This window comes from Nonomuraea sp. 10N515B (genome assembly GCF_052245915.1).
Classification (GTDB): domain Bacteria; phylum Actinomycetota; class Actinomycetes; order Streptosporangiales; family Streptosporangiaceae; genus Nonomuraea.
The window spans coordinates 120,430-146,945 of record NZ_JBQQBQ010000007.1 but is presented as its reverse complement, the minus strand read 5'-3'; the positions used below and the strand labels follow the sequence as shown (position 1 = coordinate 146,945).

Genomic DNA, 26,516 nt, shown 5'->3' with positions numbered 1-26,516 from the left:
TCGGTTACACCACCTCCGGCTCCTGGTGCAGTGCCCTGAGTGCATCGCGGATATGAGAAACCAGCCACGATCTCGCCCTTTCTCGCAGCCGATGCAGCTTTTCTCTTAGCGATACGCAGGGGCCACGGTCATAGTTCACAACCGAATCCCGAGGCCGCGCATGAGGACGGCGCCGCCAGTCACCTGGCCGCGCCGAGCTCGTCTCCTGTGCGGAATCCTGCTGGATTCAGGGTCAGCGGCAGCGCCTGCCGCTGTTGATGCAATCGACGACCTGCTGCATCTGCTGTTCATTCATCAGGCTGATGAAGTCGCTGTGATCGGTGATCGGCTTGTGCAGTTCCTCAGGGAAGCCGTCGACGGCGAAGTTGGGGCCCTGCGGCACGTTGTAGACCAGCCGGTGTTCCAGCGCCGGGATGGGTTGGAAGCCCTGCGGGCAGTTGCCGTCAGCCTGGGGGAAGGCGACGTGGGTCCGGTGGTTGGCGCTGTCGATGTTTTGACCGTCCCAGCAGCTCTGGAAGTCGAAGACCCGTACGAGCCTGCTCCCTCGCGGGCAGAGCGGGTACTTGTCCGTCAGCTGGCGATTCTCGAACCCGGTGCAGGTCCACCCCGCGTTGGGGTCGGCCCCGCCGACCCGGGCGTTACCGGTGATGATGCGGAGGAACTGCGGAGCCGGCACGACCTTGGCGGTCGGGTTGCCCTTGAAGGTGATCTGCACCTGAACCGGGGTGAGGATCTTGCCGACGTTCAGGTCGAGTCCGCCACCGCGCCGGTTGGCGTCGAACTCCTCCTGACCCAGCGCCCTCAGCACTGGCCAGTAGTGCGTGGACTTGTCACCGTTGCGGCAGGTGGTGCCGGCCGCAAGCAGGCTCTCATTGGTGGACTGGTTGTTGGTGGACACGTTCCCGACGTAGTCGTGCGTGTGCTGCGCACCGTTGGACACGCCGGGCGCCACGATGACGTTGTCAGAGTTGAAGATCCGCCTCTCGTTGCGCCCGCAGTCCACGCTGAAGGTTCCTCTGGAGCCGTTCTGCTGCGTGCGGGGGGTTCTCACGTTCGGCCGCACCGTACGGATGTCGACGAAGTCCTCGGGGACGGGTCCCCTGGCCTGGTTTTCGCCGTCGCCGTCGCCGCCGTTGTTACCGCCGTTGTTACCGCCGTTGTTGTTTCCGTTTCCTGCTCCGCCGTTCCTGAGCTCGCAGGTGGCCAGGGTCTGCAGGCTGGCCGGCGGTCGGGCGCCGGCACGCTGGAAGGCGATCTGGATCCGCTGGAGGGTGGCTACCCGCTTGTCCCGCAGCGGGCCGAGGATCGCGTTCTGGACGAAGTTAGGGCCGCCTTGCCCCGCAGAGTTCGCCAGCCGCTGATTCGCCTCAGCGATCTGGTTCTCCAGCTGCTGCAGGTTCCGCTGGACCTCCGCCTGCGCACGAGCGGGGACCTGATCCAGCCTGTCCGCCACGGCGGGGCAGACGATCTGACCGGCTTCGCCACCGTTGTCCTGGTTGCCGGCGTCCTGGTCGCCAGTGTCCTGGTCGCCAGTGTCCTGGTTGTTGCCGGTGCCTTGGTTGTTGCCGGTGTCCTGGTCCCCGGTGCCCCCCTGGTCGCCGGTGTCCTGGTCCCCCGTGCCTCCCTGGTCGCCGTTGTCCTGGTTGTCGTTGTTGTTCCCGCTCCCGTCATCCTGCACAACGCACGTGGCCAGGCCCTGCAGGCCGGCTGGCGGCTGGGCGCCGGCACGCTGGAAAGCGATCTGGATCCGCTGGATGGCGGCCACCCGCTTGTCCCGCAGCGGGCCGAGGATCGCGTTCTGCACGAAATTGGAGCCGCCTTGCCCCGCAGAGTTCGCCAGCCGCTGATTCGCCTCAGCGATCTGGTTCTCCAACTGCTGCAGGTTCCGCTGGACTTCCGCCTGCGCACGAGCGGGGGCTTCGCCCACCCTGTCCGCCACAGAGGGGCAGGCGATGGTCGGCGCGAAGGCCGTGCCGGATGCCGCGCTCGCCGCTGCCTCGACGGCGCCGACCGTGAGGCCACTGCTGGTGACAGCAAGGGCCGCGAGGATGACCACCGTCCTTCTGCGGAAGCGTAAGCCTTTTTGGCGTCTCATCATGATCCCTCTCTTCGCGTGCAGAAGCGACCCGGCCGTCATGCTCTGTCCATGCGGCCGCCTCGGCCTGCAGATCGACGAGCCCGTGTTCGCCTTCGAGTGCAGATACGCATGCGACTGCCGCGAAGGATCAGGTGAACACCGCATCTTTCTCAAGAAACTGACCACGAAGTGTGATCGTGCGACCACGCCGACCTGGTTCGACAGCGAGGGCGACGGCTGTCTCACCTGCTACAGGTCACTGCTGCAGGGTCGGCGGCACACCGCCGGATTCCCGGTCGGCAGGCCGATTACGGGCGAAGCTTCAGAGCGCGACGGCTCCCTCCAGGAGATCGTCGAAGAACTCCAGTTCCTGCCCCGCACCGTCGATCCCGCGCAGCGGTCCGGGCTCGCCGAGGTGCGCATGGGCGTACAGGCGGGCGACGAGCGCCTTGCGCCCGTCGTCGAGCCCCCAGCCTGCCTGCTCCTCCAGGAGCGCGGCGGCGTACACGTCCGCCATGAACTGCGCCAGCGGGTACAGCCGCGCCTCGGCCACCGCCGCATCCAGCGCCGACCACGCCGTGATGGCCTTGGTCAGGTCGTCGATGCGAGCGTGCACCAGATCGGAGGTGGCCGCGGCGCGCAGCCGGTCGAGGAAGGGCACGTGGGCCTGCTCCTTGGCCATGGCCCGCCGAACGTCCAGGCACAGGATGTTGTCGCCGCCCTCCCAGATGGGGTTGACCTGGGCGTCGCGCAGGAGTCTGGCGACCGGCCACTGCTCGATGTAGCCGTTGCCGCCGTGTATCTCGATCGCGTCGCTGGCGGCCGTCACGCCGAGCCGGGCCGCGCGCAGCTTGATCAGGGCGGGCGCCAGGCGCAGCCGGGGGCCGACGTGGCCGTCGAAGACGAGCGCCTGCGCGGCCTCGACCTCGACGATCAGCTCGGCCAGCTTGCGGCGCACGAGCGGCTGGTCGATGAGCGGGCGGCCGAACGCCTCGCGGGCATGGGCGTAGCAGATCGACTCCACCAGCGCGCGCCTGGCCACGCCGAGACCCATCATGGCCACGCCGAGCCTGGAGGAGTTGGTGAGCTTCATCATGGTCCCGAGCCCTGACCCGGAGCCCTGCCCGGCCAGCAGGAACGCCTCCGCGTCGGCGAACTCGACCTCGGCCGAGGCGACCGAGCGGGTGCCGAGTTTGTCCTTGAGCCGCCTGATCCGCACTCCGTTGCGGGTGCCGTCCCGCCGTTCCCACAACACCAGGAACGGCGCCACGGCCCCCTCGGGGAGCCGGGCGAGCACCACGAACGCGGATCCGTTGGCGTTGGAGGCGAACCATTTGAAGCCGGTCAGCTGCCAGGCGTCCCCCGACGGCACGGCCGCGGTCTCCAGGGCCGCCAGGTCCGAGCCGCCCGTCCGCTCGGTGAACATCTGAGCGGCCTCGCCGGAGTAGAAGCCGTTCGCGAAGATCTCCCGCACCCGATCGCGTACGTCCGGCGGCGCGTGCTTCTCGGCGAGCTGCACCACCATGTCGCCGCCGGTGCCGAGCGCGCAGCCCATCCCGATGTCGGCCTGGTCGAGCAGGTACGTCCACGCCGCGGCGAGCGCCGCCGGATCCGCCCCGTGTGCCCGGGCCTCTTCGGCGAACGACGGCGCGGTGAAGTTGTCCTCCATGAGCGCCTGCCGGGCGGCCTGGAACGACGGCGGCATGACGACCTGGCTGACGTCTCTGCCCCACTTGTCGTACTTCTCCAGCCGTGGCGGATGGCGGTCGGTCTCCTCGGCGCACTCGGCCACGAGCCCGCCCATGAGCGCGCCCAGCCGGTGGAGGTGCGGCTCGGCCCAGGTGAAGCCCTCGCCCAGGTGCCGCCGCAGGAGCAGGTGCAGCGTGGGATCGCAGGCCCACCAATTGCGCCCGGCCGCGCCCTGGTAGCGCTCGGTGGCGTAGCGGTCGCTGTGGTCGAAAGGTTCTACGAGATAGCGCCCCATGTCTGCGAGTGTTACATATACTCGACATGCGATGGAAGAGCGTAATAAAAGCTTGAGTGCGCGGTCGGCCGTCCTGAGCGCGCTGCTGGGCCACCATCCCCCGCGCCTGCCGGCCCGCCACCTGGTGCGCATCGGGGCGTTGTTCGGCATCGCCGAGGGCACCGTACGCGTCGCGCTGTCCCGCATGGTGGCGGCGGGAGACCTGATCCAGGAGGACCGCTTCTACACGTTGTCGGAGCGGCTCGTCGAGCGCCAGGCCAGGCAGGACGAGAGCCGCGACCCGCACACCAGGCCGTGGGACGGCACCTGGGAGGTGGCCGTCGTCACCGCGGAGCGGCGGGCACCCGCCGACCGGGCCGCGTTCCGGCACACGATGACCACGCTGCGCCTGGCCGAGCTGCGCGAGGGCACCTGGCTGCGGCCCGCCAACCTGGTGCGCGCGTGGCCGGAGAGCGTCACCGCGCAGTGCACGCGCATCGACGGCCGCCCGTATCCCGACCCCACTCCCCTGCTGTGGGACCTCGACGGCTGGGCGGCCGAGGCCCGGCGCCTGGAGCGGGAGGTGGAGCGCGCCGACGGGCTGGCCGAGGGCTTCCTGGTGTCGGCCGCGGTGCTGCGCCACCTGCTGGCCGACCCGCTGCTCCCGGAGGAGCTGCTGCCGGCAGGCTGGCCGGGTGCGGAGCTTCGGGCCCTTTACGACGACTTCGACACCCGCTACCGCGAGGTCCTGCTCCGCCATCTCAAAGACTGATCGGAGGCGGCGCCTCAGAGACCGACCCCGAAGATCACCCGCTTGTTCCTGAACTCGGTGACGCTCCACACCTTGCCGTCCTGCACGGTCAGGTCCTCGGGCCCGATGGGGAACGGCCTGGTCTGCAGCTTCTGGTCGGCGTAGACGAGCAGCTTGCCGTTGGTGGTGGCGCTGGCCGCCTGGCTGAGGTACCACTTCCCGCCGTGCGAGATCGCCCCCTGGATCTTGGGGTGCCCCATGACGAAGGCCTCGTTGGGCTCGCCGCCGGAGAAGGCGAGGTCCCAGTGCGCCACCCAGCCACCCGGATCGTCCTCCCGGTACTCTCCCGTGATCAACCGCGGCGTCCCGCCGCTGCGGTCGATCGACACGAACGAGAAGTGCGGCCCGCGCTGCCCGACCCGCCAGAAGTCGGTCTGGGGAATGATGTACCGGTAGCCGAAGGCGTGGAACCTGCCGTCGTGCCGGCCGATCCGCGTGGGGTCGCCCAGGTCGTTCTGCGCGGTCCGCAGGTCGAGCAGGTTGCTCAGGTCGAAGACGCGCAGGCCCCTGACCGTGTCGGCGACGTAGAGCAGGTCGCCGTCGAGCGCGATGCCGCCCGCGTGGATGTCGATCGGCGTGTACGAGCCGTCCGGCTTGGCCGTCACCAGCAACGCGTGCTGATACTTCAGGGTGCGCGGGCTCAGGAACGACACCCTGATCCCCCGCTCGCCGGCCTCCGGTTTGAAATACCAGCTCGCCACGAACACCGGCACCCCGATGGAGCCGGACTCCTCACCGCAGGTCAGACCCTGGGGATACCAGTCGGCGGTGTCCTGGTCCTTGGCGTCGAAGGCGTACCACTCGGCCGGCCTGGGCTGCATGGAGCCGAGCGCGCCGGCGGCTCCTCTGCGGGCCGCGGTCCTGTTGGCCTGCGCCAGCAGGGCCTCCACGCCGGTGCCGCCGATCTCCTGCGCGAGCTTGGCGGCCCCCTCGGTCAGGTCCCCCGTCGCCCGGTTCAGCACGTACGGCGCCTTCTCGGTGGGAGCCATCCCCGTTTCCGCCATATCTCCCTCACCTTTCCCGTTTCTTTACCTAGTGTGACGGAACGGGAACGGCAATGGTTGCGGGTCAGCGCCACAAATGCACAGGAAGTCCCGACAACGCCAGCTCGCGATAGCGCCGCACGAGTCGCTCCCGGTCGCCGCCGAAGCGCGCCAGCGCCTCCCGCTGCCACACCGACCCCGTGCGGCGCAGCCGCGTCCGCTGCTCGATGATGCCCAGCGCGCGGTCGGCGTCGCTCGGGATCACCCCGGCTCCGAGCAGCCCCGCCCGCGCCTCGGGCAGCAGGGTGAGCACCAGGTCGGCGGCCCCGAACTCGCCGTCCTCCCCCGGCCAGGACAGCTTGGCGTCCAGCCCGTGCATGGCGGCCCGGTAGAAGTTCTGGTACGCCTCCGCGAACCGGTAACCGGTCAGGTCCCGCTCGGCCTGCGACAACGTCAGCCCCAGCAGGAACGCCGTGTTGGCGGCCATGTCCGCGCACGAGGGCCCGGCCGGCAGCGCCCGCATCTCGATCCGCAGGTGCCCGCCGTCGGCCGGGTCGTAGACGGGCCGGTTCCACTGCCAGATCGTGCCCTGGTGCAGCCGCAGCTCGGGCACCTCGCGCGGCCCGGCATCGTCGTGGAGGTCGGGGACGATCGGCTCGTAGTCGCGCACATACCGCTCGAACAGCTCGTGCGCGCCCTCGCGCACCCAGTCGGAGCCGAACGTGACCCGCCCGTCCCTGCGCCCGCGCCGCTCCACGTCCCGGTCGTCGGCGGCCTCCTCCATCAGCGCGATCCGCGTCTCCTCCCACAACTGCCTGCCCAGGAAGAACGGCGAGTTGCCGCACGCGGCCAGCACCGGCCCGATGGCGAGCTGGGCGGCGTTGAACAGCCGGGCGAAGCGCTCGGGCGGCGTGCGGATGTGCACCTGCCAGGAGGTGTTGGCGGCCTCGAGGATCACATCCTCCACCGCCAGCTCCAGCTCGTCGATCTTGACCAGGAACGGCTCCAGCCGCAGCCGCCGGATGCCCCTGCTCAAGGCGCGATAGCGGTTCTGGTCGCTCATGGCGTTGACGGTGAAGTCATCGGTGCCGAGGGTGGGCAGGATCCCGATGGGCAGCGCGCCGCCGCCCTCGACCGCGCCGTCCACCTTCGTCATCGTCTCCTGGACCTCACCGCTCATCACCTCGAACGGCCGGCCCTCGAGCGGCGTCGGGGTCAGGTTGACCTCGACGTTGTAGCGGCCCAGCTCCAGCACCACGCGCGGGTCGCCGAGCGCCTCCAGCACCTGGCTGTTGCGCGGCAACGGCCGCCCGCCCTCGTCGATGAGGAACAGCTCCAGCTCGGCCCCGATCGTGGCCGGGCCCGCGCCGAAGCCTGGGGTATCGAGCAGCTCGCGCAGGACGCCGAGCTGCTCCTGGAGGCGTTCCCCGAAGCGGACGTACTCCGCCTCAGTGAATCGCTCTTTATCCAGATCTCGTCCCATCACCCCCTTCTGTCCGCTTCGCCAGATTTGACACCTCACCAGGGGAGCGCGCCGTCATCCTGCAGGTACGCGCCCGTCGGACCGTCCTCCCCCAGCGTCGCGAGCCGCACGGCGACCGCCGCGCCCTGCTCGGCCGTACGGAAACCGGCGTGGCCGTTGAGGTCGGTGGCGCAGTAGCCGGGGTTGGCGGCGTTCACCTTGATCGCGGTGTCCTTGAGCTCCCTGGCGTAGAGAACCGTGATCATGTTGAGCGCGCTCTTGGAGGAGTTGTACGCGAGGAACGTGGCCTCCGCGAAGGGGCTGTCCGGGGCCGCGGCCATGCTCAGTGAGCCGAGCTCGCTCGACATGTTCACGATCCGGCCCGCCGCCGAGGTGCGCAGCAGCGGCAGCATGGCGTTGGTCACGGTGACGACGCCGAACACGTTCGTCTCGTAGACGTCCCTGAGCGCCTGCGCCAAGGCGGTGCTGGGCACGACCTGGTTGAGGTCGCCGGCGATCCCGGCGTTGTTGACCAGGATGTCGAGCGTGCCGTACTCCTGCTCGATCCACTTCGCGGCGGCGACCACACTGTCCTCGTCGGTCACGTCGACCCGCACGTACGGCAGCCCGAGCCGCTCGCCCGCGGCCCGCCCGCGCTCCTCGTCGCGCGCTCCCACGATCGCGGTGACGCCCTGCTCGGCGAGCAGCCGCGCGATCTCGTAACCGATTCCCTTGTTGGCACCCGTGATAAGAGCGATCTTCGTCATGCCTCCACGTTCGCCCAGGCGAGACCGGGTGCGGGAGAGACCTGCGGAAGCTGGGATCGGCAGTACCACCCACGACCGCGCGGTCATGGCCGAGGATGGAGGCATGAACCGGGACCAACTCGCAGAGTTCCTCCGCAGCAGGCGTGCCCGCGTCAGCCCCGCCGACGTGGGACTGCCCAGCGGCGAGCGCCGCCGCACGCCGGGCCTGCGCAGGCAGGAGATCGCGCAGCTGGCCGGCATGTCGATCGACTACTACATCCGGCTGGAGCAGGGCCGCGGCCCGCATCCGTCGCGGCAGATCCTCAACGCGCTGGCCAGGGCGCTGATGCTGACCCAGGACGAGCGCGCCTACCTGTTCGACCTGGCTGGGCAGCCCCTGGAGGCGCCGTCGATCAGGGAGGACGTGCCCGGCGGCGTGCTGCACCTGCTGGCGTTCCTGGAGGAGGTGCCCACCTACGTCCTCAACGCCCGCTACGACATCCTCGCCTGGAACCCGATGGCCAACGTCATCATGCGCGACCTCGACAACCAGCCGCCCGAGGACAGGAACGTCATCCGCTGGGTCTTCATGTCCCCCGACATCGCCGATTACCTCAACGACGAGGAGAAGGGCCGCTTCGCCCGCGCCTCGGTCGCCGACCTGCGCGCCGCCCTGGGGCGCTACCCGGACGACCGCAGGCTGCGGGCGCTGGTCGCCGAGATGCTCGCGCTCAGCCCCGAGTTCGCCGAGTTGTGGTCCCGGCACGAGGTCGAGATCCGCAGGGAGCAGCGCAAGCGCATCACGCACCCGCTCGTCGGCGTGATCGACATGATCTGCCAGGTCATGCCGGTGCCCGACCGCGACGACCTCCGTCTCGTGCTCTACACCACCGAACCCGGCTCCCCTTCGCACCAGGCCTTGCGCGAGCTGCGGCAACTGACTCTTCGCTGATCAGATGACCGCCGTGGAGATCCCGCCTTCATGCGAGGCGACGGCGTACGGCCGCCATGATTCCTGCTTAAAGGTGTAGGCATATCCGTCCGCCCGTTGCAGCAGGCGGACGTGTCGGTGGCTGATGCCTTGGACGATGCCGTGGGCGGTGGTGATGTTGAAACTGCCGGTGGCACGGACGGCAACACGACCGGTGTGGGTTCCTTGCTTCTTTCCAGTGGGGACGACGGCCGTAACCAGGTCACCGGTGGCGTAGGCGAAGAATCTCTTCTGCCGGGGCAGGCGGAGGCGGGGAAAGCCGTGCCTATCGGTGCGGGTGCGGGTATGAGTGCCGCGACCTGTACATCTGGCGACCAGCACCGTGGACACCGTTTCGGTGATGGCATCGAGCTTGCCCACGGCCAGGGCATCGAAAGCGTGCGTCTTGGGCAGGCGGTTGCGCGTGCGATTCCACTTCGTCCGGCCCCCAGAGGCCACGTGCGTGGGCAGGCGGGCATCGAGTTCCCGCCACAGCGCCCAGCGGGTGGACTGGACCGCAGCAGCGTCCCGGAGTGGAGCGTTGGCCTGGGCCAGGACGGTGGCGAGCAGCTTCGGCTTGCCCGCCAGGAACTCCTTGATCGGCCGATTGGACTTCGCTTCGTTGCATGGCACGCAGGCCAGGGTCAGATTGGAGATCCGGTCGGTGCCGCCTCGGCTGCGTGGGTGGATGTGGTCAATGTTCAACGGTGTCCCGCTGGCGGCGCAGTAAGCACAGCGCCGCCCCCACTTGGCCAGCAGGTACTCGCGGACCTCGGTCCCGTGCAGGGTGCCGTGCTGGTACTCGACACCTTCCAGGGGCCTTCCGGCAGCGATGGCGTGGGTGTCGAAGGCGACCCGCTCTACATGCACAGCGCGCACCGGTGCCCAGCGAGCCAGCCGGTCCACCCACGAGACGATGGTGGCCACGCGATGTCGCAGAGATGGCGGGAGCCACCCCGAAGGTCGGGCCCGGTTGGCGAAGCGCGACTTGCGATAGCGCACTTTCCGGGTGCGGCGACCGCGCCGATAGGCGGCCCGCTGCGAGTGGCACTCACGTGCCTCCTCCCGAACCGGGCGGTCCGGGGTGACGCCCCCGGCGGCGGGTGAACTACCGGGAGTCTCCTCTCGCACATGTCCCGCGCCGGGTGCTGCCTCGCGGCGGCCCTCTGCCCCCGTTTCGTCCCTGATCCCGGGGTTGTCTGCTGGGCCGAGTTCCAGAGCAGGCTGCTGAGGAGGCACAGCCTGGTGGGTCATCTGTCCTACGCGGAACGTAGCCAACTTCGGTCACCTCCTACACGGTGTTGGCTGGTGCTGGTAACACACGGGCCTCCAACCCACATGGGGCTGAAAAGCCCCCGCGCTTATGCGGGGGATCCGGTTACAGCTGCACCACCAACGGCAGGCCATCGCGCTTGGAGTGGCGGATCGCCATCGCACACCTCCTGTCACGAGAGCCTCACGCATCGCACACACTACTCTACGTGACCGAGCTTTTCCATACTGTTTTCGAAAGGAGGGTTGTGGTTCACCCTATTACCAGGCCTTGCGCGACCTCGGGCGCCGACTCTAAGGCTAGGCTGCTCAGATGCGAGCGGTTGCGTTTGACATCTTCGGGGGCGAGCTAGATGTACGTGAGCTGGCCGACCCAGCCCCGGCCGCGCACGGAGCGGTGATCAGGGTCGAGGCGACGGGACTGTGCCGCTCCGACTGGCACGGCTGGCACGGGCACGATCCCGACATCAAGGCCCTGCCGCACGTGCCGGGGCACGAGTTCGCGGGCGTGGTCGAGGCCGTCGGCTCCGACGTGCGCGGGTGGCGGGCGGGGGCGCGCGTGACCGTGCCGTTCATCTGCGCCTGCGGCACGTGCGCATCGTGCTCCGCCGGTGACCAGCAGGTGTGCGAGCGGCAGACCCAGCCGGGGTTCACCCACTGGGGCTCCTTCGCCGAGTACGTCGCCGTCGACCACGCCGACGTCAACCTGATCGCGATCCCCGAGGACATGGCCTTCGCCACGGCGGCCGGGCTGGGCTGCCGCTTCGCCACCGCGTTCCGCGCCGTGTCCCAGGTGGGCGAGGTGCGCCCGGGCGAATGGGTGGCGGTGCACGGCTGCGGCGGCGTGGGACTGTCCGCGGTGATGATCGCGACGGCCGCCGGCGCCCGCGTGGTGGCCGTCGACATCAGCAGCGACGCGCTGCACCTGGCTGAGCTGGCGGGCGCCACGCATTTCGTCAACGGGTCGAGAGGAGACGCGGCGGCCCAGGTCAGGGAGCTGACCCGGGGCGGGGCGCACGTGTCCATCGACGCGCTGGGCAGCCCGGCGACGTGCGCCGCCTCCATCGAGAGCCTGCGCCGCCGGGGCCGGCACGTCCAGGTGGGGCTGCTGCCCGGCGGGGCGACGCCGGTGCCGATGGACCGGGTGATCGGCCACGAGCTGCGGCTGCTGGGCAGCCATGGCATGGCCGCGCACGCGTACCCGCCGATGCTGGAGATGATCCGGGGCGGCATCTTGCATCCCGACCAGCTCGTCACTCGCACGATCGGGCTCTCCGACGTCGGCAAGGCACTGGCCTCGATGGGCTCGGTCCCAGGCGTGACGATCATCACTCCTCGATCGTCGCTCTGAGCGTCTCGGCTGCGCTGTTTGGGCGGTCCTCGACCGAGCGGCTTGGGTGAGGCCCGAGCACGGAGGGGCACGACGGTTGACGAGTGCGTGGGCGGCCTAGGGTGGGCGGCATGGATTACATGCGACTTGGTGACACGGGCTTGAAGGTCTCGCGGGTGTGCCTGGGCATGATGAGCTACGGCGATCCGGCCCGGCAGGAGTGGGCGCTGCCGCAGGACCAGGCCGAGCCGATCGTGCGCAGGGCGGCCGACGCGGGCGTGACGTTCTTCGACACCGCCGACGTCTACAGCCGCGGCGAGAGCGAGGTCGTGACCGGCAACGTGCTGCGCGGAACCTTCCCCAGGCGCGAGGATTACGTGCTGGCGACCAAGGTCTATTTCCCGATGAGCAGGGGCGTCAACGACCGCGGCCTGTCCCGCAAGCACATCCTCGCCGCCATTGACGCCTCGCTCGACCGGCTGGGCACCGACTATGTGGACCTCTACCAGATCCACCGATGGGACGACGAGACGCCCATCGAGGAGACCATGGAGGCGCTGCATGACGTGGTCAGGGCGGGCAAGGCCCGCTACCTCGGCGCGTCCAGCATGTGGGCCTGGCAGTTCGCCAAGGCGCAGCAGGTGGCCGAGCGCAACGGGTGGACGAGGTTCGTCGCCATGCAAAATCACTACAACCTGCTTTATCGGGAGGAAGAGCGCGAGATGCTGCCGCTCTGCCTCGACCAAGGTGTGGGCGTGATCCCGTGGAGTCCGCTGGCGCGGGGCGTGCTGGCCCGGGCCGGCTCGGCGGCCACCACGACCAGGACGGAGTCGGACGAGCGCATCGACGCCCTGTACGACCCGGAGAACGACAAGCTGATCCTCGACCGGGTGGCGCAGGTGGCGGCCGAGCGCGGGCTGCCCGCTGCCCAGGTCGCGCTGGCCTGGCTGCTGCACCAGCCGGCCGTGACGGCGCCGATCGTCGGGGCCACGAAGGACCGGCACGTCGACGACGCGGTGGCGGCCGTGGACGTGGCGTTGTCGGAGGCGGAGCTGGCCTTCCTCGGCGAGCCGTACCGGCCGCGTGAGGTGCGGTTCTGACCATCCCGGATTGTCGGTCCGAGCCCCTAGGGTTGGGGCATGCGGGCTAATGAGGAGGCGGCGTCGGCGCTGCAGGAATACGCGGAGTTGTTCGCGCTCTGCGGCGGCGACGCCTTCCGGGTGCGGAGCTACCAGAAGGCGGCCAAGGCCATCGCCGGGTTCCCCGAGGACATCTCGGTCGTCGACGTGCGCAATGTCCCCGGCGTCGGCGAGGCGATCGCCAAGAAGATGGAGGAGTTCCTGCAGCGCGGGAGCTTCCGGCAGCTCGACGACCTGCGGGCGCGCGTCCCCGACGGCGTGCGCAGGCTGACGCGGGTGCCGACCCTGGGCCCCAAGACGGCGATCATGCTGTTCGAGGACTACGGCGTCGACTCCACCGACGCGCTGCGCGAAGCGATCTCCTCTGGCCGCCTCGACGGCGTCAAGGGCCTCGGCCCCAAGACCCTGGCCAATCTGCTCAAGGGCATCGAGCAGCTCGAGCAGTCCGGCCGCCGCGTGCACATCGGCGTCGCCATGTCGCTGGCCGAGCAGGTGATGGCCTCGCTGCCGGCCGAGCGGATCGCGTACGCGGGATCGCTGCGGCGGATGAAGGACACGATCGGCGACATCGACATCCTCGCGGTCGCGCCGGAGTCGATCATGGAGGAGTTCCGGGCGCAGCCCTACGTCGCCGACGTCATCGCGGCGGGCGACAAGAAGACTTCGATTCGCACCACGTCCGGCATCCAGGTGGACCTGCGGGTGGTCCCGGCCGAGTCGTGGGGCGCGGCCATGCAATATTTCACGGGCTCCAAGGAGCACAACGTCGCCATCAGGGAGATGGCGGTGAAGAAGGGCTGGAAGCTCTCGGAATACGGATTGTTCGAGGGCGAGCGGGTGATCGCCGCCGAGTCCGAGGAGGACATCTACGCCGCGCTCGGCATGCGGTTCGTGCCGCCGCCGATGCGGGAGGACGGCGGCGAGGTCAAGGCGGCGCTGCGGGGCGAGCTGCCTGTGCTCGTGGAGCTGCCCGACCTCAAGGGCGACCTGCACACGCACACCGATCTCACGGACGGGATCGCGTCGCTGGAGGACATGGTGGCGGCCGGACACGCCCGCGGCTACGCCTACTACGCGGTGACCGACCACGCGCCGGACCTGGCGATGCAGCGGATGACGTTGGACAAGGCGCTGGAGCAGCGGGGACGGGTGGCCGAGCTCCAGCGGAAATATCCGGACATGCGCCTGCTGCACGGCACCGAGCTCAACATCGCGCCCGACGGCTCGGTGGACTGGCCCGGGGAGATCCTGCGGGAGTTCGACGTGTGCGTGGCTTCGGTGCACTCCCATTTCGGGATGTCGCGGGAGGAGATGACGCGCCGTTTCATCGCCGCCTGCGAAAACCCGTACGTGGACATCATCGGGCATCCGACGACGCGGAAGATCGGCAAGCGGGCGGCGGTGGACGCGGACTGGGAAGCCGTCTTCCGCGCGGCGGCCCGCACGGGCACCGCGATGGAGATCGACTCATTCCCCGACCGCTCTGACCTGCCGTCGGATCTGGTGCGGCTGGCCAAGCACCACGGGGTCAAGTTCTCGATCGACAGCGACTCCCACGCGATTCCCCACTTGGCGAACCAGCGCTTTGGGATCGGGATCGCGCAGCGGGCGTGGTTGACGACGGACGACGTCATCAACACCTGGCCCCTGGACCGGCTCCAGGCCTTCCTGGGCCGCTGACCACGCCGCCCGGCCTCCCTGTGGTTGCTCGAACGTCTCAACGCCGCGCCTTCATCGTGCCGTCAGCCGCTGGACCTGTTTGACGCGGACCCGGTTTCCCTGAGGGCCGGCAAGCCTGGCGCCGGCCGGTTCTGCAGGTGGGGGGCCGGGTAGAAGGGCCCGAGGAGAGCTTGGAACGTTCCCGATGCGATGGGCGGGGTCAGGGTCGGCAAAGAGGGATGCCGAAGCCAAGCGAGGGGAGATTAAATGGTTTCCAGGTAGGGAATATCTCTTGTGAGGTGAGATCGATGGAGCAAGCCACTGCGACGATCGTGAAGCCGCTGCCCGACCACCTGTTCCGGGTGCACGGCGCGAGTGCCGAGATGCGGTGGGAGGCCATGGCGGGGCAGGGATACCACACGCCGACCGACCGGTTCTTCGTGCGCAGCCACACCTCCACGCCGCTCATCGACGTCACGACCTGGCGGCTGCGACTGCACGGCGCGGGCATCCGAAGTCCGCGCGAGTTCGACTACGACGAGCTCCGGGCCATGCCGTCCCGGACCTACGACCTGGCGATCGAGTGCGCGGGCAACGGGCGGCGCTTCTACGGCACGCAACAGCACGACCCCGCCCCGGGGACGCAGTGGGGCCTGGGGGCGATCGGGGTCGCACGGTGGCGCGGGGTGCCGTTGAAATACCTGCTCAAGCAAGTCGGCGTGCGTCCCGAGGCCGTGGACGTGTTGCCCTCGGGGCTGGACGCGCCGTTCGAGGATTACGGTCACGTACGCAGGCCGCTGCCGATCGACAAGGCCATGGACGACGTGCTGGTGGCCTACGAGATGAACGACGAGCCGCTGCCTCCCGATCACGGATTTCCGGTGCGATTGGTGGTGCCGGGATGGGTGGGAATAGCATCCATCAAATGGTTGGGCGACATCGAAGTTTCCACGACCAAGCTCTTCACTCCGTGGAACACGGTCTTTTACGCGGATGTCACCACGCAGCCCGTGAAGAGCGCTTTCGAGCTCGCCTGGAATGCCGTCCTGCCCATCACCGGGCCGCACATCCTGCACGGCCGGTCCTGGTCGGGGCGGGGCAGGATCGTGCGGGCCGAGGTGAGCTTCGACGGCGGGTTCCACTGGCGCGCAGCGGAGCACCACGGGCATCACCTGGTCGGAGCCTGGCTGCCGTGGCACATCGCGTGGGCTCCCCGCCGCACGGGGCGATATGTGCTCATGGCCAGGGCGACCGACGAGACGGGCGCCACGCAGCCCATGGTCACGCCCCGGCATCCCTCCGGCTATCACTTCGACGCCGTCGTGCAACACCCCATTCACGTTGTCATCGGATAGGTAATTGTCACCGATCCCGGCTGAGCTGGCGATTTCCTTTACCACGGTCCGGCGCACCTGAATTCATCTGAAAGACTCTCGCGGAAACCTTTCGGAAATGCCCTCATGTGATGCTGCACACAGGCCGGAAAAAGGAGAGCAGATGCGCCAGCTGACCGCACTCGACGCTCAGTTCCTCAATGTCGAGACGGCGACCACCGCCGCGCACGTGGCCGGGCTGGCGATACTCGACTCGGCGAACGGGTCGCTCAACCGGGACGCGCTCGCGGAGTTGCTGCTCGACCGGATCCACTTGTCCCCCGCGCTCAGCCTGCGGCTGGCCGAGGTGCCGTTGGGACTGGACCATCCCTACTGGGCACCCGATCCCGGCTTCGACATCGGCAACCACCTGTTCGAGCTGACGTTGCCCGAGCCGGGGAACGACTGGCAGCTGGCCGACGCCGTGGCGGAGATCCACGCCCGCAGGCTCGACCGGGCGCATCCGCTGTGGGAGATGCATCTGATCAATGGGCTGCCCGACGGGCGGGTGGCCATCTACACGAAGGTGCACCACGCCGCCATCGACGGCATCTCGGGCGCGGAGACCCTGGCCACCCTGCTCGATCTCACCCCGGACGGCCACCTCACCCGCCGGAAGCTCCCCACGACGGTCCAGCCGGTCAGCGCGAACGGCAGCCACGTGCCCAGCGCCGCCCTGCCCGCGGCCGGCCAGCGCGATCACGCCTCCGTCAACGGCCACGTCAAGGCCCTAGCCAAGACAGCCGGCCACGTCAACGGCCGGTCCGCCAAGCCAAGCGCCGGCACTGCCGACGGCCAGGTCGGGTCATGCGGCGTCCCCGACGGCGACCGGCTGCTGCCGGCCGATGGGCACGGGCAGAAGGCGCCCGGGCTGATCGACATGCTGGCCGGCGCCGCCCTGCGCACCGCCACCCACCCCGTCCGCGCCGTGCGATCGGTCGTCAGAGCGGCCGGAGACCTGGACGCCATCCCGCTGGCGGCCACCGTGCCGGGCGCGAAGCTGATCGCCAAGGCCGCACGGGTGGTCGCCCGCGACCGGCCCAACCGCCCCGAGCTGCCGAGCCTCGCCGTTCCCCGCACCCCCTTCAACGGCCCCATCAGCGCCCGCCGCCACCTGTCCTTCGGCTCGCTGTCGCTCAAGGACGTCAAGAAGGTGGCCACCTCCAACGGCATGAGCGTCAACGACGTCGTCATGACCCTGTGCACGTCGGCGCTCCGCTCGTGGCTGCGCGAGCGCGACGCGTTGCCGGAGGCGCCGCTGATCGTCGCCGTCCCGGTCGCGTTCCGTACGGCCGACGCCAAGGACCTGGTCGGCAACCAGATCTCCGCCATGATCGCCCCCATGCCCACCAACGTCTCCGACCCGCACGAGCGCCTGCGGGCGGTCGGCGCGACCATGGGCAGGGCCAAGCGGCGTTTCGCGCTGGCGCCCGCGACCTGGCTGAGCGAGCTGTGCTCGGTGCTGCCCGCTCCGGTCACGAGCCTGGCCACGCCGGCGATCTTCCGGCTGGCGGGCATGGCGTTCCCGCCGATCAACCTGATCATCAGCAACGTGCCAGGACCGCAGTTCCCGCTGTACCTGTGCGGCGGGAGGGTGCTGTCGTACTATCCGCTGTCCGTCCTGACCGACATGAGCGGCGGCCTGAACATCACCTGCTTCTCCTACGACGGCATGCTCGACTTCGGCATCGTCGCCTGCCCCGAGCGCGTCGACGACGTGTGGGGCCTGCTCCGGCACCTGCGTACGGCGCTGGATGAGCTGCTAGACGAGCGAGTGGGCGATGAGTTCCGCGACGGCCTCGGGGTCGATCTGGTGGCCCGTTAGCTGCCAGAGGTTCTCCTGGTAGAGCAGGATGGCGGCGAACGTGGCCGCCGCCACCTCCAGCCTGGCCGCGTCCCCCCGCGCCCCGGGCAGCGCCAGCTCCAGCGCGAACCTGGCCCGCCTGATCAGCTCCCCGTTGAGACGGCTGAGCCGTTCCTTGACCGAGCCGTGCGTGTCGGCCTCGCGGAACAGGATGCGCCGCATCGCCGGTGAGGCCCGCAGCGGCAGCCCGCGTGCGAGCCTGGCCAGCGTGCCCGCCGGGTCGCCGGGGACCGCGTCGACGTCGCGGCCCTCCTCGATGTGCGTACGCTCATTGACGAGAGCGACCAGTACGTCGATCTTGCGCGGGAAGTAGTCGGAGATCAGCCCTTTGGGCACTTTCGCGAGCCTGGCGATGACCGCAGTCGGAGTGGCCTCGTAACCGGAGCCCGCGAACAGCTCCTCTGCCGCGTCCAGGATGCGCGTGCGCGCGTCACCCGTCACCACAGCACGAACCATAACCCCACCTGCGGCTTCATCGCCATGCCGGGAAGCGTGGCGCTTTCCTGTCCTCGCCGATACGAGGCACATGAGGGCGGCGATCCAGCACCTCAACAGGGACCCGTCCGCCTCCATGGCGCAGCTCGCCGATGCGGTCGGGATCAGCAGGGCCACGCTGCACCGGCAGTTCAGCAGCCGCGACGAGCTGATGATTGCCCTGGCCCGCCGCGGCCACGACGAGTGGGAGCGGGTGCAGCTGGCCGCCGGTCTGGACGCCGCGCGCGCCTCAGGGGACGCGGCGAGGCTGGAGAAGGCGTTGAACGCGCTGCTCACCGGTCTGATCGAGGTCGCCGACGAATACGGTTTCGGCCTCACCGACTACGCACTGGCCGTCCACCCCGAGTTGTCGCGCCGCGTCGAGGAGCTGGAGGAACGCGAGATCGCGTTCTACACCGCCGCCCAGCGCGCGGGCCTGCTGAGCGCCCAGCTGCCCGTCCGCTGGATCAGCGACGCCGTCTACGGCCTGCTCGTGGCCGTGCGAGACGGCCTGCGCCGCGGCGACATCGCCCGCCGGGATGCCCCCCGGCTGCTCCTCGAGATGTTCCTGCACGGAACCGCGGCGCGGAGGCCAGCATGACGATCACCACGTCGCCGGTCTCGGCGAAGCGGCGGTGGGCCTGCCTGGCCGTGTTGTCGGGCGCCGTGCTGCTCGTGGTCATGGACATGACCGTGCTCAACGTCGCGCTGCCGGCCATCTCCGAGGACCTGCGGCCCAGTTCCATCGAGCTGTTGTGGATAGTGGACGCGTACGGGCTCGTGCTGGCGGGGCTGCTGGTCACGGTCCATGATCATGCCGTCCACGCTGTCCATGATCCGTAACTTGTTCCCCGACCCCGGCGAGCGGGCCAAGGTGCTGGGCCTATGGTCGGCGATGGCCGCGGTGGGCGCCGCGTTGGGACCGATCCTGGCCGGGCTGCTGCTGGAGCGTTTCACGTGGCATGCGGCGTTCCTGGTGAACGTGCCGGTCATGGCGGCGGCGATCGGCGCGGGGCTGGTGCTGCTGCCCGAGTCCAGGAACCCCAGCCCCGGCCGCTGGGACGCGCTCGCCACGGTGTTGTCGATGACCGGCATGGTGACGCTGGTGTACGCCGTCAAAACCTTCGGCAAGTACGGCCCCGCCTCGGCCGGCGCCCTGCTGGCGACCGCGGTCGCGGCGGTGACACTGGGCTGGTTCGTGCTGCGCTGCCTGCGCCGGCCGGATCCCCTCCTGGGACTCCGGCTGTTCCGCAGCGGCCCCTTCTCCGCCGGGGTGACGACGGCGCTGACCACAGCGATAGCGATGGGCGCGGTGCTGTTGCTGCTCGCGCGGTGGATGCAGCTGGTGCGGGGCTACTCGCCGCTGGAGACGGGCGTGCGACTGCTGCCGGCGGCGCTGGCCGCGCTCGCGGCCTCGCCGCCGGCTCCGTCGCTGGCGGCCAGGATCGGCGCCCGTACAGTGCTGGCGGGCGGCCTGGCGGTGACGGCGGCGGGGTTCCTGCTGCTCTTCCTGGCGCCGGCGCCACTGGACTACTGGCCGGTGGCGGGCGCGCTGACGCTGATCGGCATCGGGAACGGCGCTCTGGCGATCGCCGCCGCGGTGATCATGTCAGGCACGCCGGCGGCGAAGTCGGGCAGCGCGGCGGCCATCGAGGAGACCAGTTACGACATCGGCGGGGCGCTCGGCGTGGCCGTGCTCGGCAGCGTGGCGGCTGCCGTCTACCGCGGCGGGCTGGACTACGACGGGCCGGCCGCCGGGGTCGCGCGGGAGTCCCTGGGCGGCGCGATCGACGTGGCCAGGGAGCTGGGCGCGGAAGGTGCCCGGCTAGGCGCGGAAGGTGCCCGGCTGGGCGCGGAAGGCTTTCAGCTGAGCGCGGAGGGCGTGCGGCTGGCCGAGCAGGCGATGGCGGCCTTCACCCACTCACTCGCTCTGACCAGCGGGGCAGGCGCGGCGTTGATGCTGGCAGGCGCGGTGCTGGTGTGGTTGCTGACGCCGCGCGGCCTCGACCTGTCCGCCGGTCATCGCTGAGCCGCATCCGAGGCGTGCCGCTGCGCGGGGCCGCCGGGGACCGGCGCGCCGACCAGGCAATCGCGTCATCGGAGTGCCATCGAAGCCTCCTCATGGGATGCGCGGATAATGGCGGGATGAGATCAGTAGGTACCACGGACCTGTCCGTTTTCCCGATAGCGCTCGGCACCAATGTCTTCGGCTGGACGGCGGACAAGGAGACGTCGTTCGCGGTCCTCGACGAGTACGTCGAGAACGGCGGCAATTTCCTCGACACCGCCGACGTCTATCCGTACTGGGCGACCGGCGACTCCGCGTCCGAGATGATCATCGGTGAGTGGCTGGCCCACCGGCACAATCGCGACTCACTCGTCCTGTCCACCAAGGTCGGCATGCTCGAAGGGCTCCGGGGCCTGGCCCCGGCGACCATCCGCACGGCGGTCGAGGACTCGTTGCGGCGGCTCCGTACCGACTACATCGACCTTTACTGGGCGCACGTGGACGACCACGACACGCCGATGGTGGAGTCGCTGGCCGTCTTCGACGCGCTGGTGCGCGAGGGCAAGATCCGCTACGCCGGCGCGTCCAACCACAGCGCCGCCCGGCTGGCGGAGGCACTCAAGATCTCCGACGAGGAGGGGCTGGTCAGATACGTCGCGCTGCAGCAGGAGTACAACCTGGTCGAGCGTGGCTACGAGGGCGAGCTACGGGATGTGGTGGCCAGGGAGAGGCTGGGCAGCACGCCGTACTTCGGGCTGGCGCGCGGCTTCCTGACGGGCAAGTACGCGCCGGGCGTCACCGTCGAGAGCCCGCGGGCGGGCAAGGCCGGCGAATACCTGGCCACGGAGCACGGGCGGCGCACCCTGGAGGCGCTGACCAAGGTGGCGGCCGAGCGTGTGGTCCACCCGGCCTCGGTGGCGCTGGCCTGGCTCGCCGCCCAGCCGACGATCACGGCGCCGATCGCCAGCGCGCGCAGCGTCGAGCAACTGCAGGCCCTGATCACGGCCGCCGAGCTGACGCTGAGCGCGGAAGAGCTCGCCCTCCTCGACGAGGCCTCGCGCCCCTGACCCTGCCGCGCCGCCCGGGTATGACTCGGGCGGCTGGGTTCAGTGGATGCGATTCACCAGGCCGTGACACAACGTGCGCAGTTCGGTCGCGTCGGGGAGGCATTCGTCCAGGATGTCCACGGCCGACGCCACGTAGCGATCCGCCATCGCAAGCGCGGCGGCCCGCCCGCCCGCCTCCTCCACCAACCGGGCGGCCCGGCGTACCGACTCCTCGTCCGCGACCCCGGACGACAGGACCTCGGACAGCTCACGCGCGGCGGGATTCTCGGCCGCGAGGGCGGCCAGCACGGGAAGCGTCTTCTTGGCCCGCCGCAGATCATTGTGCACGGGCTTGCCGGTGACGTTCGGATCTCCCCAGATGCCGAGCATGTCGTCCACGACCTGGAAGGCCACCCCCAGCTGGCGCCCCGCCTCCCACATCCGGTCGGCGAGCTCGGGCGCGCCCCCCAGCGCCACCCCCGCCGCCGCGGCCGCTCCCAGCAGGCCGCCCGTCTTGCCCGCCGCCATCCGCGTGTACTCCTCGACACCGACCGCCTCGGGACCGCGCCACGGCCGGGTCTCGAAGGCCATGTCGGCGCTCTGTCCCTGGACGAGCTCGATCAGCGCCGCCGACAGGTATCTCATCGCCTCGGGCTGCCCGGCGAGTTGCCCGACGGCCAGAGCCAGGAGTGCGTCGCCGGTCAGCAGCGCGGGCCCGACGCCGTACGCCTTCCACAGCGTCTCCTGATGCCTGCGCCGCTCGTCGTTGTCGATGATGTCGTCGTGGGCCAGGGAGAACACGTGCACCAGCTCCACCGCCACCGCAGCCGGCAGGGCCGCCTCCGCGGCGCCGCCGACGGCCTCGGCGCTGAGCATGGCGATGACGGGCCGCAATCCCTTGCCGCCGTCCCCTTGGCGCGGCCGGCCGTCGGCGTCCGACCAGCCGAGCGCGAACCCGGCCATCCTGGCGCCCCAGGGATGCAGCGTCGAGACCGCCGCGCGCAGGGCGGGTTCGAGGAGCCGCCGGTAGCGGGCGATGGCGTCGGTGTTCAGCGGGCCGGCGGTGGGATGGCTGAGAATCACTTGGCGCTCCTACCCGGTGCGATCTTGAATCTACATGCAGATGCATGTGACAATCCACACATAGATCGACATTTGTCAGAAAATGTCCGAGATGTGAGATAAGCGCCGCAGGCACAAGAGAAACACTCCGCAGTCAACACCACGCCGACCGCCGGCCTCTCCATCAGGCGGGACGCGAAAGGGCCCCCTATGGGCCGGACCGCCCCACCTTCCCCCGTTTGATCATCAGCCCGCACGTATGTGAGAATACACAAACAATCACATAAGCGACTTATGGCTACATATCGCACCGGAGCAGGGGATCGCCACCATGCCGCACGCCATAGGCACCTCCGCGCCCAGCGCGAGAGTCAGCCAAAGCTACAAGGCCGTCCCTCTGATCGTAAAGGCCTCAGTCAACGGGCTGACCGTGTGAGGCAGATGCCATGGAGGTCCGCGGTGTCGCTCGCCGGCGAGACGACGCATCAAGCCAGAACCGTCCCCTTCCTCCGTCCGCTGGCCCGGCACGCGCGCATCCCGATCCGTGCCTTCGAGGAGGCCAGCGACCGCTCCGGCGGCGAGCTCGTCAGGCTGAACATGGGGCCCTTCCGCCCGTACCTGGTCACGCACCCGGACCACGTCCAGCATGTGCTGAAGACCAACCAGCCCAACTACGTCCGTGCCGGCATGTTCTGGGACCCGCTGGCCCCGCTCATCGGCCAGGGCATCCTGGGGGACGGCGCGGGCTGGGCGGCGAGCAGGAAGATCCTCCAGCCGCTCTTCACGGCGCGGTACGTCGACTCGCTCACCGAGCGCATGGCGGAGATCATCAACGAGCTGATCGACACCAAGCTCGGCCCCGGCAGGACCGTCGACGTGGGGATGGTCATCTCGGCGCTGATCCACCCCGCGATCGTCCGGCTGTTCCTGGGCGCGACGATCTCCGACGCGGACATCGAACGGCTGGCCCCCGCGTATGACACGGGCGTGACCGCCAGGTCCATCAGGCTGCTGCTCCCATTCGTCCCGCAGCGTATCCCGTTACCCGGCGACCGGGCGTTCAAGCAGGCGATCAAGACCATCGACGACGTCGTCTACCCGCGCATCCGGCACGCCAGGTCACGCGGCGACGAGACGGCCGACCTGGTCTCCCGGCTGGTCGGGGTCCGCGGGGACGAGCCGGACGCGGACCGGCTGATCAGGGACGACATGGTGGCCATCCACGGGGCCGCCACCGAGACCTCCGTCACCGCACTCAGCTGGGTCTGGCCGGTGCTGGACGCGCACCCGGAGATCGCCGCGAAGGTCTACGAGGAGGTGGAACGGGTTGTGGGTAACGGGCCCGTCACCGTCGCGCACCTGCCGCGGCTGACCTATCTGCGCATGTTCGTAGACGAGCTGGTACGCCTCTACCCGCCGGGCTGGATCCTGCCCCGCACCGCGTTACGCACCGACGCCATCGGCGGAGTGGAGATCGCGGCGGGATCCACGGTGGTGATGAGCCCGTACCTGACGCATCGGCTGTCCGCGTTCTGGGATCGGCCGCTGATGTTCGCCCCCGAACGGTTCTCGCCGGAGAACGAGCGGGCCCGGCACCGGTACGCCTACTTCCCGTACGCCGCCGGACCGCACGTCTGCCTGGGACCGCGTCTCTTCATGATGGAGGCGCTGCTGCTGATCGCCGGAATCCTGTGCAGGTACCGGCCGGTGCTGCAGACCAGCAGGCCGATCGCCCCCCGGCTGGCCTCGACGCTGCGGCCGGGAACCGAGCTGTCCATGACCCTCGTCCCGGCGCGCCACGCATGACCGGCGACGCTCGTCCCGATCCGACGCGCACGACCGGCGACGCTCGTCCCGGCGTGACGCGCACGGCCGGCCTCGGCACGGCGGCCGAGCTCGGCAGGACCAGCGCGCTTGCGGTGGCGTGCGCGCGGGATCTGGCCCGCTACGCCGCCGGGCATCCGGATCTCTTCCCCGCCAGGCCGTTCGACGGGGGGTTCTTCCACTCGCTCGGGCTGGTCGGCGCGTTCGGCTCCCCGTGGGCCACGGCGGACGAGCTGCGCGCGGTCAACCGGGCAGCGCTGTGGGTGTTCGCCGTGGACCTGCTCATCGACCACGCCGCCACGTCCCGCGACGAGGTGGACGCGCTGGTCGCGGACTGCCTGGCGGTGGCCGCCGGGGAGGAGCCGCGCACACCCCTCGCCCAGGTCCTGGCCGGCCTCCGCGACGATGCCGGCCAGGACCCCCGCTGGTGCGACCAGCTCGGGCGCATGCTCACGGCCATGACGCGGGAGTGGCAATGGCGCGAGTCCAAGGCCGTGCCCGGCCTGGATGAATACGTCTCGAACGCCGACAGCTGCGGCGCCTCCTTCGTCAACCTCTCGCACTGGCTGTACACCGGCGACCCGTGGACGCTGACCCACCTCGATCTGGTCCGCGAGACGGGCGACGAGGTGCAGCGCTACCTGCGGCTGCTGAACGACCTGGCCACGTACGACAGGGAAGCGCGCTGGGGCGACGCGAACGCGCTGACGCTGGGGGCCGGGCGCGCCGAGGTGACCGAGCGGATGGCCGGCCACGCGCGCACGGCCGGCGAGCTGATCGCCCGGCTGAGCCAGTCCAGTCCCCGGACGGGGCTGTACCTGGAACGGCAGATCGGCTTCAACACCGGCTTCTACGGGATGTCCGATTATTGGGGAGAGTTGTGAACGCAGCCCGCGAGGCCGACGCCCTGGTCGCCACGCTGATGGCCACACCGTGGGGCCAGGTGTCCCCGTCCGTCTACGAGACCGGGCGGCTGGTCACGCTGGCGCCGTGGCTGACCGGACACCGTGAGCGCATCGACTTCCTGCTCAGGACCCAGCGCCCGGACGGGTCGTGGGGCGCCCCTGACGGCTACGGCGTGGTGCCGACGCTGAGCGCCACGGAAGCCCTGCTCACCGCGGGCGAGGCGGAGGCCGCCCACCGCGGCCTGGCCGCGCTGCGCGAGCGACTGCGGCGGGTGGCAGGCCTGCCGGACATGCCGGCCGTGGACCTGATCGTCCCATCGCTGATCGCGCTGATCAACGCGCGCCGCACGGGCGAGCCGCTCCCCCTGCCTGCAGGCCTCGACCACTCGCGCGTCGAACGCGTCCGCCGGGTGGTGTCCTCCGGCGCGGCGCTGCCGGAGAAGCTGCTGCACGCGCTGGAGGTGACGGGCGTGGCGGCGGGCGGCGCCTCGTCGGTGCGGCCGACGGTGATCGGCACGATCGGCGCCTCCCCCGCCGCCACCGCCGCCTGGCTCGGCAACGCCGCCCCGCTGGAGGCCGACTTCGCCAGGAGGCACCTGGAGGCAGTCGTCACCAGGTACGGCGGCCCGGTCCCCGTGGGGCTGCCGATCACCGTGTTCGAGCGCGGCTGGGTCCTGAGCTGGCTGGCCAGGGCAGGCGTCCCGGTCACCGTGCCCCCAGAGATGCTGGCCGATCTCCGGGCGGCGATCGGCCCGACCGGCACGCCCGCGGGGCCGGGGCTGCCCGCCGACGCCGACACGACGTCCGTCGCGCTGCACGCGCTGGCGCTGCATGGCCTGCCGGTCGATCCGGAGAGTCTGCTGGCCTTCGACACGGGCGCCCACTTCTGCACCTGGCAGGGTGAGGACGGCTTCTCCATCAGCGTGAACGCCCACGTGCTCGACGCCTTCGGCGCATACGCGGCCTCCCGGCCGGAGCGGGCCGAGGCCTACGCAGCGCAGCGGCGGCGGGTGGCGGGGCTCCTGGCCGAGCGGCAGCGGCCGGACGGAAGCTGGGACGACCGCTGGCACGCCTCGCCGTACTACGCGACGTTGAGCTGCGTGCTCGCGCTCGGCGAGTACGGGGGCGGCCCTGTCCACGCGACGGCCGTGGCCAGGGCGCGCGAGTGGGTGCTCGCCACGCAACGCCCGGACGGATCGTGGGGGCGTTGGGAGGGCACTGCGGAGGAGACCGCGTACGCGATGCTGGCGTTGCTGCTGCCCGAAGCTGAGCAGCGGCGTAAGGTGGAGCAACGGTTCGGGCAGGCCGCCGCCCTGGGGCAGGAATATACGCAGCGTACGGGCGAAATGTCGGAATATCCCGCGTTATGGCATGACAAGGACCTTTACACCCCGCTGGCAGTTGTCAGATCTGCCATCCTGGCTGCACGCCACCTCACTAAAACCTACCTGAAGTCCCACAAATATGGACTAATTGCCACGTAGCGGCAACTGCGCGCCTTGAGTGGCGTATGAGGCATTGCTAAGGTGTCCGAGTGCCGATCAAGAA

The 26,516-nt window shown here is 69.9% G+C and carries 22 protein-coding genes; 14 read left to right on the top strand and 8 right to left on the bottom strand.

Annotation, left to right across the window (positions count from 1 at the left end; all coding sequences use genetic code 11):
- Positions 1 to 232: 232 nt before the first annotated feature.
- Together ACTWQA_RS12550 and ACTWQA_RS12545 are read right to left on the bottom strand one after the other, a co-directional pair.
- On the bottom strand, positions 233 to 2,056 hold the full coding sequence (locus tag ACTWQA_RS12550; protein WP_443159403.1) for a DUF1996 domain-containing protein: 1,824 nt from the start codon (positions 2,054 to 2,056) through the stop codon (positions 233 to 235).
- 343 nt (positions 2,057 to 2,399) lie between these two features.
- Positions 2,400 to 4,061: an acyl-CoA dehydrogenase family protein gene (locus ACTWQA_RS12545; RefSeq protein WP_443159402.1), complete on the bottom strand. Its 1,662-nt coding sequence runs from the start codon at positions 4,059 to 4,061 to the stop codon at positions 2,400 to 2,402.
- Positions 4,062 to 4,113: 52 nt separating this feature from the next.
- Here ACTWQA_RS12545 and ACTWQA_RS12540 point away from each other — a divergent pair, with 52 nt between their 5' ends.
- Positions 4,114 to 4,812, top strand: coding sequence for a PaaX family transcriptional regulator C-terminal domain-containing protein (locus ACTWQA_RS12540; protein WP_443159401.1), 699 nt, complete (start codon positions 4,114 to 4,116; stop codon positions 4,810 to 4,812).
- A gap of 14 nt (positions 4,813 to 4,826) precedes the next feature.
- Here the strand turns inward: ACTWQA_RS12540 and ACTWQA_RS12535 are convergent, their stop codons facing one another.
- The 3 genes from ACTWQA_RS12535 to ACTWQA_RS12525 form a co-directional block, all read right to left on the bottom strand.
- Positions 4,827 to 5,840, bottom strand: coding sequence for a hypothetical protein (locus ACTWQA_RS12535; protein WP_443159400.1), 1,014 nt, complete (start codon positions 5,838 to 5,840; stop codon positions 4,827 to 4,829).
- 79 nt (positions 5,841 to 5,919) lie between these two features.
- On the bottom strand, positions 5,920 to 7,317 hold the full coding sequence (locus tag ACTWQA_RS12530) for a glutamate--cysteine ligase (protein ID WP_443159399.1): 1,398 nt from the start codon (positions 7,315 to 7,317) through the stop codon (positions 5,920 to 5,922).
- A gap of 35 nt (positions 7,318 to 7,352) precedes the next feature.
- Positions 7,353 to 8,063: an SDR family oxidoreductase gene (locus ACTWQA_RS12525; RefSeq protein ID WP_443159398.1), complete on the bottom strand. Its 711-nt coding sequence runs from the start codon at positions 8,061 to 8,063 to the stop codon at positions 7,353 to 7,355.
- Positions 8,064 to 8,166: 103 nt separating this feature from the next.
- On the opposite strand from ACTWQA_RS12525, the gene ACTWQA_RS12520 reads away from it, so the two are divergent.
- Complete coding sequence (locus ACTWQA_RS12520; protein ID WP_443159397.1) at positions 8,167 to 8,994, top strand: helix-turn-helix transcriptional regulator; 828 nt, start codon at positions 8,167 to 8,169, stop codon at positions 8,992 to 8,994.
- Here the strand turns inward: ACTWQA_RS12520 and iscB are convergent, their stop codons facing one another.
- Entirely contained in the window at positions 8,995 to 10,266 is a 1,272-nt protein-coding gene (gene iscB, locus ACTWQA_RS12515; RefSeq protein ID WP_443159396.1) for an RNA-guided endonuclease IscB, read from the bottom strand. It lies immediately after the preceding gene.
- A gap of 331 nt (positions 10,267 to 10,597) precedes the next feature.
- Here iscB and ACTWQA_RS12510 point away from each other — a divergent pair, with 331 nt between their 5' ends.
- The 5 genes from ACTWQA_RS12510 to ACTWQA_RS12490 all read left to right on the top strand — a co-directional run bounded on the left by ACTWQA_RS12510 (position 10,598) and on the right by ACTWQA_RS12490 (position 17,610).
- The gene (locus tag ACTWQA_RS12510) at positions 10,598 to 11,635 is read left to right on the top strand and encodes a zinc-dependent alcohol dehydrogenase family protein (RefSeq protein ID WP_443159395.1); all 1,038 of its coding nucleotides are present in this window, start codon (positions 10,598 to 10,600) and stop codon (positions 11,633 to 11,635) included.
- Between the two features lie 110 nt (positions 11,636 to 11,745).
- Positions 11,746 to 12,714, top strand: coding sequence for an aldo/keto reductase (locus ACTWQA_RS12505; protein ID WP_443159394.1), 969 nt, complete (start codon positions 11,746 to 11,748; stop codon positions 12,712 to 12,714).
- 39 nt (positions 12,715 to 12,753) lie between these two features.
- The gene (gene polX / locus ACTWQA_RS12500) at positions 12,754 to 14,433 is read left to right on the top strand and encodes a DNA polymerase/3'-5' exonuclease PolX (protein ID WP_443159393.1); all 1,680 of its coding nucleotides are present in this window, start codon (positions 12,754 to 12,756) and stop codon (positions 14,431 to 14,433) included.
- 287 nt (positions 14,434 to 14,720) lie between these two features.
- Positions 14,721 to 15,767: a sulfite oxidase gene (locus tag ACTWQA_RS12495; RefSeq protein ID WP_443159392.1), complete on the top strand. Its 1,047-nt coding sequence runs from the start codon at positions 14,721 to 14,723 to the stop codon at positions 15,765 to 15,767.
- Between the two features lie 142 nt (positions 15,768 to 15,909).
- On the top strand, positions 15,910 to 17,610 hold the full coding sequence (locus tag ACTWQA_RS12490; RefSeq protein ID WP_443159391.1) for a wax ester/triacylglycerol synthase domain-containing protein: 1,701 nt from the start codon (positions 15,910 to 15,912) through the stop codon (positions 17,608 to 17,610).
- Here the strand turns inward: ACTWQA_RS12490 and ACTWQA_RS12485 are convergent.
- Entirely contained in the window at positions 17,548 to 18,093 is a 546-nt protein-coding gene (locus tag ACTWQA_RS12485; RefSeq protein ID WP_443159390.1) for a TetR/AcrR family transcriptional regulator, read from the bottom strand. The genes ACTWQA_RS12490 and ACTWQA_RS12485 overlap by 63 nt on opposite strands.
- A gap of 82 nt (positions 18,094 to 18,175) precedes the next feature.
- On the opposite strand from ACTWQA_RS12485, the gene ACTWQA_RS12480 reads away from it, so the two are divergent.
- The 4 genes from ACTWQA_RS12480 to ACTWQA_RS12465 all read left to right on the top strand — a co-directional run bounded on the left by ACTWQA_RS12480 (position 18,176) and on the right by ACTWQA_RS12465 (position 21,198).
- A complete protein-coding gene (locus ACTWQA_RS12480; RefSeq protein ID WP_443159389.1) occupies positions 18,176 to 18,724 on the top strand; it encodes a TetR/AcrR family transcriptional regulator in 549 nt (182 codons plus the stop codon).
- Entirely contained in the window at positions 18,721 to 18,966 is a 246-nt protein-coding gene (locus tag ACTWQA_RS12475; protein WP_443159388.1) for a hypothetical protein, read from the top strand. Before ACTWQA_RS12480 ends, ACTWQA_RS12475 begins: the two co-directional genes overlap by 4 nt.
- Positions 18,956 to 20,152, top strand: a complete 1,197-nt coding sequence (locus ACTWQA_RS12470) for an MFS transporter (RefSeq protein WP_443159387.1) — start codon at positions 18,956 to 18,958, stop codon at positions 20,150 to 20,152. The genes ACTWQA_RS12475 and ACTWQA_RS12470 overlap by 11 nt, the downstream gene beginning before the upstream one ends.
- Positions 20,153 to 20,268: 116 nt before the next feature.
- On the top strand, positions 20,269 to 21,198 hold the full coding sequence (locus tag ACTWQA_RS12465) for an aldo/keto reductase (protein WP_443159386.1): 930 nt from the start codon (positions 20,269 to 20,271) through the stop codon (positions 21,196 to 21,198).
- 39 nt (positions 21,199 to 21,237) lie between these two features.
- On the opposite strand, the gene ACTWQA_RS12460 is transcribed toward ACTWQA_RS12465, so the two are convergent.
- Positions 21,238 to 22,260 carry a polyprenyl synthetase family protein gene (locus tag ACTWQA_RS12460; protein WP_443159385.1) on the bottom strand — a complete coding sequence of 341 codons (1,023 nt, stop codon included), beginning with the start codon at positions 22,258 to 22,260 and terminating at the stop codon, positions 21,238 to 21,240.
- A gap of 438 nt (positions 22,261 to 22,698) precedes the next feature.
- On the opposite strand from ACTWQA_RS12460, the gene ACTWQA_RS12455 reads away from it, so the two are divergent.
- From ACTWQA_RS12455 to ACTWQA_RS12445, 3 genes are read left to right on the top strand one after another with little or no spacing between them, the layout of a single operon-like run.
- A complete protein-coding gene (locus tag ACTWQA_RS12455) occupies positions 22,699 to 24,045 on the top strand; it encodes a cytochrome P450 (protein WP_443159384.1) in 1,347 nt (448 codons plus the stop codon).
- Complete coding sequence (locus tag ACTWQA_RS12450; protein WP_443159383.1) at positions 24,042 to 24,947, top strand: terpene synthase family protein; 906 nt, start codon at positions 24,042 to 24,044, stop codon at positions 24,945 to 24,947. The genes ACTWQA_RS12455 and ACTWQA_RS12450 overlap by 4 nt, the downstream gene beginning before the upstream one ends.
- Positions 24,944 to 26,452 carry a prenyltransferase/squalene oxidase repeat-containing protein gene (locus tag ACTWQA_RS12445; protein WP_443159382.1) on the top strand — a complete coding sequence of 503 codons (1,509 nt, stop codon included), beginning with the start codon at positions 24,944 to 24,946 and terminating at the stop codon, positions 26,450 to 26,452. Before ACTWQA_RS12450 ends, ACTWQA_RS12445 begins: the two co-directional genes overlap by 4 nt.
- Positions 26,453 to 26,516 lie beyond the last annotated feature (64 nt).